At 55.3% G+C, this 12615-nt stretch carries 12 protein-coding genes; 2 read left to right on the top strand and 10 right to left on the bottom strand.

What is annotated here, in order from left to right:
- Positions 1 to 72: 72 nt before the first annotated feature.
- From ACZRJQ_RS13875 to ACZRJQ_RS13830, 10 genes are all read right to left on the bottom strand, one after another.
- Entirely contained in the window at positions 73 to 2034 is a 1962-nt protein-coding gene (locus tag ACZRJQ_RS13875; RefSeq protein ID WP_463978911.1) for a DUF7844 domain-containing protein, read from the bottom strand.
- A complete protein-coding gene (locus ACZRJQ_RS13870; protein ID WP_463978910.1) occupies positions 2031 to 2351 on the bottom strand; it encodes a DUF2388 domain-containing protein in 321 nt (106 codons plus the stop codon). Before ACZRJQ_RS13870 ends, ACZRJQ_RS13875 begins: the two co-directional genes overlap by 4 nt.
- A 26-nt stretch (positions 2352 to 2377) precedes the next feature.
- The gene (locus ACZRJQ_RS13865; protein ID WP_463978909.1) at positions 2378 to 2671 is read right to left on the bottom strand and encodes a DUF2388 domain-containing protein; all 294 of its coding nucleotides are present in this window, start codon (positions 2669 to 2671) and stop codon (positions 2378 to 2380) included.
- A 148-nt stretch (positions 2672 to 2819) separates the two neighbouring features.
- Positions 2820 to 3137, bottom strand: a complete 318-nt coding sequence (locus tag ACZRJQ_RS13860; protein WP_463978908.1) for a DUF2388 domain-containing protein — start codon at positions 3135 to 3137, stop codon at positions 2820 to 2822.
- A gap of 289 nt (positions 3138 to 3426) precedes the next feature.
- Complete coding sequence (locus ACZRJQ_RS13855) at positions 3427 to 3642, bottom strand: DUF1127 domain-containing protein (protein ID WP_463978907.1); 216 nt, start codon at positions 3640 to 3642, stop codon at positions 3427 to 3429.
- Positions 3643 to 3958: 316 nt separating this feature from the next.
- A complete protein-coding gene (locus ACZRJQ_RS13850; RefSeq protein WP_463978906.1) occupies positions 3959 to 5449 on the bottom strand; it encodes an acetyl-CoA hydrolase/transferase family protein in 1491 nt (496 codons plus the stop codon).
- 180 nt (positions 5450 to 5629) lie between these two features.
- A complete protein-coding gene (locus ACZRJQ_RS13845) occupies positions 5630 to 7066 on the bottom strand; it encodes an NAD(P)(+) transhydrogenase (Re/Si-specific) subunit beta (RefSeq protein WP_463978905.1) in 1437 nt (478 codons plus the stop codon).
- Positions 7063 to 7386, bottom strand: coding sequence for an NAD(P) transhydrogenase subunit alpha part 2 (locus tag ACZRJQ_RS13840; protein ID WP_003438157.1), 324 nt, complete (start codon positions 7384 to 7386; stop codon positions 7063 to 7065). Before ACZRJQ_RS13840 ends, ACZRJQ_RS13845 begins: the two co-directional genes overlap by 4 nt.
- An 11-nt stretch (positions 7387 to 7397) precedes the next feature.
- On the bottom strand, positions 7398 to 8519 hold the full coding sequence (locus ACZRJQ_RS13835; RefSeq protein WP_463978904.1) for a Re/Si-specific NAD(P)(+) transhydrogenase subunit alpha: 1122 nt from the start codon (positions 8517 to 8519) through the stop codon (positions 7398 to 7400).
- A 435-nt stretch (positions 8520 to 8954) separates the two neighbouring features.
- The gene (locus tag ACZRJQ_RS13830) at positions 8955 to 9851 is read right to left on the bottom strand and encodes a LysR family transcriptional regulator (protein WP_463978903.1); all 897 of its coding nucleotides are present in this window, start codon (positions 9849 to 9851) and stop codon (positions 8955 to 8957) included.
- Positions 9852 to 10008: 157 nt separating this feature from the next.
- On the opposite strand from ACZRJQ_RS13830, the gene ACZRJQ_RS13825 reads away from it, so the two are divergent.
- Positions 10009 to 11190 (top strand): acyl-CoA dehydrogenase, encoded by a 1182-nt coding sequence (locus ACZRJQ_RS13825; RefSeq protein ID WP_463978902.1) that lies wholly within the window; start codon positions 10009 to 10011, stop codon positions 11188 to 11190.
- Between the two features lie 14 nt (positions 11191 to 11204).
- Positions 11205 to 12425, top strand: coding sequence for a CaiB/BaiF CoA transferase family protein (locus ACZRJQ_RS13820; protein WP_463978901.1), 1221 nt, complete (start codon positions 11205 to 11207; stop codon positions 12423 to 12425).
- Positions 12426 to 12615: the final 190 nt, after the last annotated feature.

Below are 12615 nucleotides of genomic sequence, written 5' to 3'. Positions count from 1 at the left end.
GAAAATGCTGATTTTACGATCGCCGCACAAGCGAACGTCGCGTACGGCAACTGCTACGAGTCTTATGCGCGCCTAAGGCAGTTGCAGGCCGCCCGATGCTTTGTGAATGGCCCGCAAGTGCTCGCCGATTTGCTTGGTATTGGCTTCGGTGGCGGCAATTTCAGCTGCGCGTGCAGGCTCCAGCAGGCTGCGCACTTCTTTGTCTAAATCACCCGTCAGGCGCAGCAACTGCTTCTGGCGCTGGCTACTTTCTGATTCGAGCATTTCCCACTCTTTAGCTTGCGCAAGACCATAGCCGCTGCTGCCAAGCAGTTCGGCCGGGCGGCTCAGAAACCCGCTGCTGGCGAGGATTTCTTGCAGGGTCTTGTTGGCTTTGTCCATGCCGCTGTTTTTGAGCCCGCGTGCGTTCAGGTACTTTTGTTTCACTTCGTCCTGAGCCAATAGCAGCTGGCGGCGGAAGCTGGCTTGCTCCAACAGTAATAACGCGGCGCTGGCGCGCAGGTCGGCTTGCTCAAGCCACGGCTGACGCTCGGCTGCACTTAGCGCCATCCAGTCTTCGACAGTGGTTTGTTTGATCGGCAAGCGTGTTTTGAGCACATCGAACATGGCTTGATAGCGGTCGCGGTAAGAATCAAACCGATAACCCAGGCGCAGCGCTTCCTTGGGGTCGTCCAGCACGCTGGTGTCAGCCAGCCCACGCGCCTTAAGGACTTCCAACAAACCATTGGGCACGATGCTGTCCAAGCCTTTGAGCTGGGGGTTGTCGCTGCCGCTGCGCAGCAGTTTCAGGGTTTCGACGGCGCAGTTGTTGGAGATGAAGTAGTAGTTACCGTCGTAGCTCCAGTGCATTTCGGCAGCATGTTCGACGACTTCTGTGATTTCAGGACGACTGAGTTTGAGCGGCACAGACGCCAGGCTGCGTAACTCGGTCTTGGTGTATTCGTCGATGACTTGGGCCAGTGGCAGTACAAACAGCCGTGAGGGATAAGCACCGGTCAGGCCGTCCCAGCTTGAGAGTTGCACGTCGTTAACGAACGCTCGGTATGACAACACCAAATGTTCTTGCAGGTCGAGTCGGCAATCGGGGCCACGTGGGCGGCCCGGTGCGCAGATCACCAGACGTAACATGCTGTGGCCCCAGCGACTGGCCCACTCCTGATTGGCTTCTGCCAACAGGTAATCGACGGCATACACGCGCTCGGGGTCGACGGTGCCTAGAGGTTGTAAGGCGAAGTCGTTGCCAGCGTTGAGAAAGGCAAAGCCTTTAGGGCACTGGTCTTTAGCTTCTGGCGCCCAGCCAAAGTGCTGCTTGAAGTAGCGATACAGCGCGGGGCGTCGACAAGCGTAGGCCGGGTCGAGCAGGAAGTACTCCATGTTGACCGCAACAAATTCTTTGGGGTTGCTGATCTCGTATAAGTCCGGGCTGCGCGCAATCTGGCGGTTTTCATGTTCACGTTCGCCACGGCGGCCCACGTACTGCTGCCACCCCGCGAGATCGAGCAGGCGCGGGTCGTCGCTGAGGGTAAAACGGCGCTCAGTTTGGCCGCGGCATTGATCAGGCAAGCCAATCAGGCCGGCGCTACTGTTTTGTCTGGCGCAGCGTTGGATCAGTGTGCGTTGCGCGGCAGGCCAGAGGCGGGCGCGGTCGTACAGGTGAGTGAGTTCGTGCAGCACGGTGGCAAGCATTTCACGGCGTACAGTGCCGTGGGGGCGATTAGTTTGTTGGGTGGCTGCTGAGCCATCGGTCAACCCGGCGAGCAGGTTGCGGTTTAAGTCCAGCTCAGAGGTCAACGACGCCTGGCCATAAGCGTTGCTGGGCATGTCGTTGGTCCAGCCGACCAAAATCTGCCGATCCAGTTGTTGGATGAAGTGCGGTGGCAGCTTTTGCATGGCCTCGTCCAGCAAGGCTTGGCTGGCTTGCTGTTCGGCGGGCGTCAGGCCGTCAGTGTTGAGCTGCAAATGCAGAGCGGCGTGCGCACTGCTACCAATCAGCAGCAGGGCGCACGCCGTGAGCCAGCCTGTCAGTGGCTTCACAGTGAGAGGATGGCTTCGGCGAGGTCTTGGTCGCTGGCGTTCTGTGCTTCAGGAACGCGATCACGCAGCGTCTTGAAAGCGGACTCTAGTTGTACGCCACGAATATCACCTTGGCTGGCGACAAAAGTAGCGGCGTCGTCGCGGGCTTCGCGTACCACTTTTGAGTCACGAATGGAGGTGGTGGTGTCGGACGTAAAATCAATGGCGCGGCCAAAGGCACGGACCACGATGTTACTGGTTTGCACTAAGGTCTGTGCTTGAGCCACATCGGCGAGCAATAACAGGCCAAGGGTGGCAACAATCAACGGGCTACGCATGAAACATCTCCAGAAAACGCGGGTGTCTATTGGACGAGAATTGTCTGTGCCAGTTCAAGATCATTGGCACTCAATGTTGGTTGTGTCAGGCGCAGATAACGTAAAGCGGATTCTAGCTGTGCGCCTCGCAGTTGCCCGTCGCTGGCAACAAAGGCAGCAGCGTCATCTTGGGCGGCACGTATCAGTTTGCGGTCGAAAGGCGCGGACGTCACTTTGCTGGTGACATAACCCGTGAGCACCGTGTTTTGGGTGGTCATGTCGAAGGCATTGGCTGGGTACGTCCAGAAGAGGGCAAGCAGAGCTATAAAGAAAAAACGCATGGGTCTCGTTGATTGATGAGCGAGGCCCAAGGCTAGCGTAATGACCGGGGCAGTGCCAGCGTGAGGATGAGCCCATACCTTGCGCGGGCACTGGCTGCGATTTTGTTCGCGACCAGTGCCTACAGGTAAGTTCAGGCGTGCCCGGAACTCAGTAAGTCAGAATGGCTTGAGCCAATTGCGCGTCGCTCGCTTGCAGTTGAGGCGCTTGCTGGCGAATCGACTCGAACGCGCTTTCGAGTTTTACACCACGAATGGCACCTTCGCTTGCCACAAAGCTGGCTGCGTCATCACGGGCGGCGCGTACGATTTTGTTATCACGCAGAGAGCCGCTCGCATCGGACGTCAGGTCAGAGGTGGCTTTGAGGGTGCGTACGAGAGAGTCGGTGGTGACGTAAAAGCTGGAGGCGTTGGTGCTGGCTGCAACAACCAGCAGGGCCGCCGCGCTAAGTAGGCGAAGTGTGGGCATGGTGATACTCCTTGGCTTGAACTTATAAAAATAGACGGTTATAGCGCGAATAGTAGGCTCAGGGCCGCGTCAGGCAAAGGATGTTTTACTCGTAGGTGTAGGCAAGGTGCTCTAAATCAAGCCTGTCTAAAACTGTATCGGTGTATTCTACTTTTTATAAAACTGTACCAGTCGACTTAAAACAGACATCCAAAACGACAAAACCCGTCAGCGGTCGCCCGCGACGGGTTTTGTTTTTTCAAATCTGGTTGCTGGCGATAGACCGATAGTCAGGGCCAGCGAGCGCTCATTAGCGCCAGAATGGTTTGCTCAGCTCTTCGTGACGCTGTGCTTCGCTAATCCCGGCATCAGCCAGAAGACGCGAGTCCAAGCGAGCCAACTGGTGGCGGCTGGAGATGCGACGCTGCCACAACATCAAGTTGGCAAGTACGCGCAAAGGCATTGAAGCCTGGGTGTTTACAGTGTTGCTTTCGTTGAACAGATCGGAACTGAGTGTACGTTCCATGACGGCATCCTTCCGCTTGTGGCGGCATTGGCTAGTGGTTTAACTGATGCCAATGATCCTCCTCTGCGTCCAGACTCTCTAGATACAGTTCACTTGTATTGCGATGGGCCAGTTAACTGTTTACAGGTGCTGTACGGCCATAAATGTGCACAACTGTACCTGTCCGCACTCTAATGGTGCGAATAAGGCTGTTTAAGTAGGATTTTGGTGTGAATTAGGTAGGAAGTGACCAGTACAGCAGTACAGTTTTTTAAGGCGGGCATAAAAAAGCCGCCGAGAAAACAGGGTTTTCCACGGCGGCTGTCTAGCTCGCGTGTTACGGCAACATTTTCCCGGTTTCTTCCAGGTTGATGTGCCAGCTCAACGCTTCACGAAGGATGTGCGGGGTGTGACCACCGATAGCACAGGCTTTGGTGAAGTATTCATTCAGCGCTTCGCGAAAGTCTGGGTGAACACAGTTGTCGATGATGACGCGAGCGCGCTCACGGGGCGCCAGGCCACGCAAATCTGCCAGGCCTTGTTCGGTCACCAGAATGTCCACATCGTGCTCGGTGTGGTCAACGTGACTGACCATTGGCACAACGCTGGAGATCGCGCCGGCTTTGGCAATCGACTTGGTGACGAAGATCGCCAAGTGAGCGTTTCGCGCGAAGTCGCCCGAGCCGCCAATGCCGTTCATCATGCGCGTACCGCACACGTGAGTGGAGTTGACGTTGCCGTAGATGTCGAATTCCAGCGCTGTGTTGATACCGATAATGCCCAAGCGACGCACCACTTCAGGGTGGTTTGAGATCTCTTGCGGGCGCAGTACCAGTTTGTCTTTGTAGCGCTCAAGGTTGCCGAACACGTCAGCATTACGACGACTGGACAAAGTGATCGAGCTGCCTGAGGCGAAGCTCAATTTACCTGCGTCGATCAGATCGAAGGTCGAGTCCTGTAGTACTTCGGAGTACATGGTCAGGTCTTCGAACGGCGAATCAATCAGGCCGCACATCACCGCGTTGGCGATGTTGCCGATACCGGCTTGCAACGGGCCCAGTTTGTTGGTCATGCGCCCAGCATCAACTTCAGACTTGAGGAAGTTGATCAGGTGGAAGGCGATGCCGTCGGTTTCGCTGTCCGGCTCAGACACCGTGGAGGGGGAGTCTGGTTTGTTGGTGATGACGATAGCGACGATTTTTTCTGCCGGAATCGGGATTGCGGTGCTGCCGATGCGGTCGTCGACTTTCACCAATGGGATCGGTGTGCGTGTCGGGCGATAGGTCGGAATATAGATGTCGTGCAGACCTTCCAGATTCGGGTTGTGCGCCAGGTTGATCTCGACGATCACTTGCTTGGCGAAAATCGCAAAGCTGGCGGAGTTGCCTACCGAGGTCGTCGGCACGATATGGCCTTGTTCGGTAATGGCAACTGCCTCAATAACGGCAATGTCTGGCAGCGTGAGTTGCTTGTTACGCAGTTGCTCAACGGTTTCGGACAAATGCTGATCGATGAACATCACTTCGCCAGCGTTGATTGCTTTGCGCAGCGTGCTGTCGACCTGAAATGGCATGCGACGAGCCAGAACACCGGCTTCGGTCAATTGCTTGTCCAGGTCGTTGCCCAGGCTGGCGCCAGTCATCAGGGTGATTTTAAGTGGCGACTTTTTAGCGCGCTCAGCCAATGCTTGTGGGACGGCTTTGGCTTCGCCGGCACGGGTAAAACCGCTCATGCCGACGGTCATGCCGTCTTGGATAAGGGCGGCGGCTTCTTCGGCGCTCATAACCTTATCGTGTAGGGAATTTAGGCGAATACGTTCACGGTACATGGATTGTTATCTCGGGCAACGGAAGCAAGATGCGCAGTCTATTCATTTTCAAAGCGCGGCGTCCCGCTACCATGGTCGAATGCCTAGGGCGGATTTAGAGCCTTCGGTCGGGATCTCTCAGGAAATAAAAAACCCCGGTCAATTCAGCGCCGGGGTTTTCGGTGTGGTAGTGGCTGAATATTACTCGACCGCTTTAACCATATCCTCAATAACTTTCTTGGCGTCGCCGAAGACCATCATGGTTTTATCCAGATAAAACAATTCGTTATCCAAGCCTGCATAGCCACTGGCCATTGAGCGTTTGTTAACGATGACGGTTTTTGCTTTATACGCCTCAAGGATCGGCATGCCGGCAATCGGTGATTTAGGATCGTTTTTGGCGGCGGGGTTAACCACGTCGTTAGCGCCCAATACCAGCACCACGTCGGCCTGGCCAAATTCAGAGTTGATGTCTTCCATCTCGAACACTTGGTCGTAAGGCACTTCGGCCTCTGCCAGCAGCACGTTCATGTGGCCCGGCATACGACCTGCTACGGGGTGAATCGCGTATTTAACGGTTACGCCGCGATGGGTCAGCTTCTCGGTCAGCTCTTTGAGTGCGTGTTGTGCTCGCGCTACTGCCAAGCCGTAACCCGGAACGATGATCACGGTATCGGCATTGGTCAGCAAGAAAGTCGCGTCATCAGCCGAGCCGGATTTAACCGGGCGAGCTTCTTGTGCGCCCGCGGGGCCGGCTGTATCGGTTGCGCCACCGAAACCACCCAGAATCACGTTGAAGAACGAGCGATTCATGGCTTTGCACATGATGTACGAAAGGATTGCGCCCGAAGAACCCACCAACGAGCCTGCAATGATCAGCATCGAGTTGTTCAGCGAGAAGCCAATGCCTGCTGCGGCCCAGCCGGAGTAGCTGTTGAGCATCGATACCACGACTGGCATGTCGGCGCCGCCAATCGGGATGATGATGAGCACGCCCAGAACAAACGCCAGGGCTAGCATCAGCGCAAAGGCGTTGAGGTTGCCAGTCAACATAAAGGTGATGCCGAGGCCCAAAGTGGCCAAGCCCAGTACTAGGTTCAGTTTGTGTTGGCCGCCGAACTGTACCGGTGCGCCTTGAAACAGGCGGAACTTGTACTTGCCCGACAGTTTGCCGAACGCGATGACCGAGCCGGAGAAGGTGATAGCGCCAATCGCTGCGCCCAAGAACAGCTCCAGACGGTTACCGGCCGGGATGGCGTCGCCCAGCTGTTTGACGATACCCAGAGATTGCGGCTCTACCACGGCCGCGATGGCAATAAAGACCGCTGCCAAGCCGATCATGCTGTGCATGAAGGCAACCAGTTCGGGCATTTTGGTCATTTCGACGCGTTTAGCCATGATCGAACCGGCAGTACCGCCGACTAGCAGACCAACGATCACGTAACCGATGCCCGCTGTTGCGATTTCAGCGCCCAGTTTGTAGACCAGCCCGACAGTCGTCACTACGGCCAGGGCCATACCGAGCATGCCGAACAAGTTGCCGCGGCGTGAGGTGGTCGGGTGAGAAAGACCTTTGAGCGCCTGAATGAAGCAGATCGAGGCAACCAGATACAGAACAGTGACCAGATTCATGCTCATGGCTTGCGCACCTCTTCTTTAGCTTTAGGTGCTTTCTTCTTGAACATTTCCAGCATGCGCCGGGTGACCAAAAATCCACCAAATACGTTAACGGCTGCCAAGGCGACGGCTAGGGTGCCCATAGTTTTGCCCAGCGGGGTGACCGTCAGTGCGGCAGCGAGCATGGCGCCTACGATCACAATGGCTGAAATGGCGTTAGTCACGGCCATCAGTGGCGTGTGCAGGGCGGGTGTTACGTTCCAGACCACGTGATAGCCCACATAAATGGCCAGCACGAAAATGATCAGGTTGTAGATGCCGGGGGAGATCAGCTCTTCCATTGTTTTTATCCTCAGCCGTTTTTGCGCACGATTTGACCGTCGCGGCACATCAAGCATGCAGCGACAATGTCGTCTTCTAGGTTGATCTGGAACTGCCCTTCAGGGGTGAAGACCAGCTTGAGGAAGTCCAGCAAGTTGCGGGCGTATAGCGCCGAAGCGTCTGCCGCAACCATCGCGGCCAAATTGGTGTGCCCCACAATCGTAACGCCGTGCTCAATCACGACTTGGTCGGCGACTGTCAGGGGGCAGTTGCCGCCCTGGGCTGCGGCCAAGTCGATGACCACCGAGCCGGGCTTCATTTGCGCGACGGTTTCAGCGCTCAGCAATACAGGTGCCTTACGGCCCGGGATCAGCGCAGTGGTGATGACGATATCTGCTTGCTTGGCGCGTTCGTGAACGGCCACCGCCTGGCGCTGCATCCAACTGGCGGGCATTGGTCGTGCATAGCCACCAACGCCGACAGCGCATTCGCGCTCTTCGTCGGTTTCATAAGGCACATCCACAAATTTGGCGCCTAGCGACTCGATTTGCTCTTTGACTGCGGGCCTTACATCGGATGCTTCGATGACGGCACCCAGACGTTTGGCCGTGGCAATAGCCTGCAAGCCAGCAACGCCTGCGCCGAGAATCAACACGCGCGCAGCTTTTACTGTTCCGGCAGCTGTCATCAGCATCGGCATAAAGCGCGGGTAGTGATGAGCGGCCAGCAAGACAGCTTTATAGCCGGCAATGTTGGCTTGGGATGACAACACATCAAGACTTTGCGCACGGGAGGTGCGGGGAGCGGCTTCAAGAGAGAAGGCAGTGATGCCCTGCTCGGCCAGTTTGGCAATGGTTTCATTGCTGAACGGGTTGAGCATGCCAATAAGCACTGCGCCGTTATTGATCTGAGCCAGTTCGCTGTCGTTAGGGGCAACGACTTTGAGAATTAACTCAGCGCCAAAGGCGTCAGCTGCGCTGCCAATGATTGCGCCTGCGGCTTCATAAGCACTGTCGATAACACTGGCATTAACGCCCGCGCCGCTTTGAACAGTCACTTTATGGCCTTGGCCGATCAGCTTCTTGATGGTTTCCGGGGTTGCAGCAACCCGCGTTTCACCCGTTTGGGTCTCGAGAGGAACACCAATATGCACGTCATATCTCCTGCGTGATCTTTTATAAGAAAGCCAGTGCACTTCGGATGGTGCGGCTGGGGCGGCCGATCAGCACGATCCCACTGAATTCAGGTGGGGCGCCGCATAATGCAGGCGATTTTTTAGGCCTTCAACAACTTATGAAGGGTGACGGAATTTTTACTACAAGTCATGCAGTGACCGAATGTCGCAATGACTGGCTAGAGGCCAGTAATTACGTGGCTCACAGCGATTAAAGATGCTTTTCGAGTTTTTTTCACATTTCTTTTGGTTATCCGGGCATAACTTTCGGAAATACCCTACAGGCCGCGTGGTTGCTGGTCTCAGTGTTTGTCCAGTTAGACATAAGTAATGGGTGCCTTAAAGCGACATTTACGTATATCTGTAGGTTCTTTTTTATATGCACTACATAACTTGTTTGGACGATGTAATGCCTTAACTCAGGCTGTAGTGCTGGGCTTGCTGAATAAGCCAATCGCGAAAGGCGTGTAACGATGCTGACTCGATTTTGCGATCCGGAATCATCAGGTGGTAAGCCTTGGTGCTTGGGAGAGTGGAGGGGTTGGCGATCATCAGCCGTTGTTCAGCAAGTTCGCGCTGAATCAGGAAGGGAGGGATCAAGGCGACGCCCATCTCGTGCATGGCCGCTTGTGCAAGCATTGAGAACAGCTCGTAACGTGGCCCGGTCATGTCTCGCGGTATGTTCAAGTTTTGAGCGTTGAACCATTGGCGCCACGCATAGGGGCGGGTGGTTTGTTGCAGTAGGGGAAGTTCTGCCAAGGCTTGGGGGGTGAGGCTCTGATGTACGCCTAGTAATGAAGGGCTACAGACGGGAACTGGGTTTTCTCCCAATAGGCGGTAGGAGGAGGTGCCAGACCAGTCTGCATCGCCGAAATAGATAGCGGCATCAAAGTCGGTGTCGGCAAACAGGAATGGGCGTGTGCGGTTGGTGAGATTGACCGTGACGTCTGGATGTTGCTGCTGGAAGTCTTTGAGGCGGGGCAGTAGCCATTGCGTACCGAATGTGGGGACGACAGCGAGTTCAATGGTGCTGGCTCCTTGTTGGCCCATGACGGACAGGGTGTCGCGCTCTACAGCATCCAGTTGGGTGGCTATTCTTCTGCTGTAGGAAAGGCCTGCTTCTGTCAGTTTCACACCGCGTTTAGATCGTCTGAAGAGTTCTACGCTTAAGAACTCTTCGAGGCTGGCAATCTGTCGGCAGATTGCACCTTGAGTGAGGGATAGCTCGTTTGCAGCCTTGGTGAAGCTCTCGTGACGGGCGGCTGCCTCAAAGCTGATCAGGGCTGTCGTGCTGGGAATCTTGCGGCGCATGTACGGCTTCCTCACTAAAGGTCGTAAAAAATCGCATTCCGGGTCGTCACAGAGTGAGAAATTATCACAAGAGCGTGCCGAATCCTCGTTTGTCCTTCTATATAGAGCGGCCTAGGATCGGGCCACGGTATTTGATCTATTTCGCGAGGGTTCTTTCATGGCGGGTAAAGCAAGCTTCAACTGGATTGATCCACTGTTGTTGGATCAGCAGCTCACTGAAGAGGAGCGCATGGTGCGTGATAGCGCTGAGCAGTTTGCTCAGGACAAGCTGGCGCCGCGTGTGCTTGAGGCCTTTCGTCATGAAAAGACAGACCCTGCGATCTTTCGCGAGATGGGTGAAACAGGTTTGCTGGGGGCGATGATTCCTGAGCAATACGGGGGCAGCGGCCTTAACTATGTGAGCTATGGCTTGATTGCGCGTGAGGTTGAGCGTGTGGACTCGGGCTACCGTTCAATGATGAGCGTGCAGTCATCTTTGGTGATGGTGCCGATCAATGAGTTCGGTACTGACGCGCAAAAACAGAAGTATTTGCCGAAGTTGGCGTCTGGCGAGTGGATTGGCTGTTTTGGTCTTACAGAGCCTAACCACGGGTCTGATCCTGGGGCGATGATTACGCGTGCGCGTAAAGTCGACGGCGGCTACAGCCTGACGGGCAGCAAGATGTGGATCACCAATAGCCCCATCGCCGATGTGTTTGTGGTGTGGGGCAAGGATGATGCCGGCGATATTCGTGGTTTTGTTCTGGAAAAAGGTTGGAAGGGGCTGAGTGCTCCTGCGATTCACGGCAAGGTTGGATTGCGCGCTTCGATCACGGGCGAAATCGTTATGGATAATGTATTCGTGCCAGAAGAAAACATCTTTCCGGATGTGCGCGGATTGAAAGGTCCTTTTACCTGCCTGAACTCCGCTCGTTATGGAATTTCGTGGGGTGCACTAGGCGCTGCTGAGGCCTGCTGGCATACCGCGCGCCAGTACACGCTTGATCGTCAGCAGTTTGGGCGTCCTTTGGCTGCGACGCAGTTGATTCAGAAGAAGCTGGCAGATATGCAAACTGAGATCACGCTCGCGCTGCAAGGTTGTTTGCGCTTGGGGCGAATGAAGGATGAAGGCACGGCTGCGGTTGAGATTACGTCAATCATGAAACGCAACTCGTGCGGCAAGTCATTGGATATCGCTCGTATGGCGCGGGACATGTTGGGGGGGAATGGCATTTCCGATGAGTTCGGTGTTGCGCGTCATTTGGTCAACCTGGAAGTCGTGAATACCTATGAAGGTACGCATGATGTGCATGCGCTGATTCTTGGGCGTGCGCAAACGGGTCTTCAGGCGTTCTATTAATAGAGGCTCGGCTCATGGGTGCTTTATCGCATTTGCGGGTGTTGGATCTGTCGCGTGTATTGGCTGGGCCGTGGGCTGGGCAGATTCTTGCGGATCTAGGTGCTGAGGTGATCAAGGTCGAGCGTCCGGGTAATGGCGACGATACGCGCGCCTGGGGGCCGCCTTTCCTCAAGGATGCTTATGGAGAGAGTACGGGCGAAGCCGCTTATTACTTGTCGGCCAATCGTAATAAACAGTCAGTGACTATCGACTTCACCAAGCCAGAAGGGCAGCGCTTGGTGCGCGAGTTGGCGGCGAAGTCCGATATTTTGATCGAGAACTTTAAGGTCGGTGGTTTGCAGGCGTATGGGCTGGACTATGCGTCGCTTAAGGAGGCGAATCCGGATCTGATTTACTGCTCAATCACGGGGTTTGGTCAGACGGGGCCATATGCCAAGCGGGCCGGTTATGACTTTATGATTCAGGGCTTGGGCGGTTTGATGAGTTTAACGGGGCGGCCTGAAGGTGAGTCGGGGGCGGGACCGGTTAAGGTGGGCGTGGCTCTGACGGATATTCTGACGGGGCTTTACTCTACGGTTGCGATCCTGGCTGCGCTTGCACATCGACAGCATGATGGTGGTGGGCAGCATATCGATATGGCGCTGCTGGATGTGCAGGTGGCTTGCTTGGCCAACCAGGCAATGAACTACCTGACTACAGGTGTATCGCCACAGCGCTTGGGTAATGCACATCCGAATATCGTGCCTTATCAGGATTTTCCTACAGCGGATGGTGATTTCATCCTCACGGTGGGCAATGACGGTCAGTTTCGCAAGTTTGCTGAAGTGGCGGGGCGGGTTGAGTGGGCGGATGATCCGCGCTTTTTGACTAACAAGCTGCGAGTGGCCAATCGTGCAGCGCTGATTCCGTTAATTCGGCAAGCGACAGTCTTCAAAACGACGGCCGAATGGGTGTCGCAGCTCGAGGCGGCAGGCGTGCCTTGTGGGCCGATCAATGATTTGGCGCAGGTGTTTGCGGATCCTCAGGTATTGGCTCGTGGGTTGGCTATAGAGCTGCCCCATGTGCTGGCGGGTTTGGTGCCGCAAGTGGCGAGTCCTATACGGTTGTCTGAAACGCCGGTTGAGTATCGCAATGCCCCGCCTTTGTTGGGGGAGCATACGGAGGAAGTGTTGCAGCGGGTGTTGGGGCTGACTACTGGGGCTCTTGATGCTTTAAGAGCGTCACGTGTGGTTTAACGCTCTTCTATATAGAAGAGCGAGCTCTCGCGGCCTTTATAGAGACGTAAATGCGGGGCTTGTGAGGTAATTGATAGATTCACTCAATTAGCCCTTGACTCAAAATTCTAACGGCCTATAATTCGCCCCACTTCCGGCGCAGTCGAAACGGAAAACTCCTTGAGTATCAATGAGTTGTACGGTTTTCGGC

It is taken from the genome of Pseudomonas sp. E315, assembly GCF_055406205.1.
Note: the sequence above shows the minus strand (reverse complement) of the source record. Positions and strands in the feature narration are given on the sequence as shown.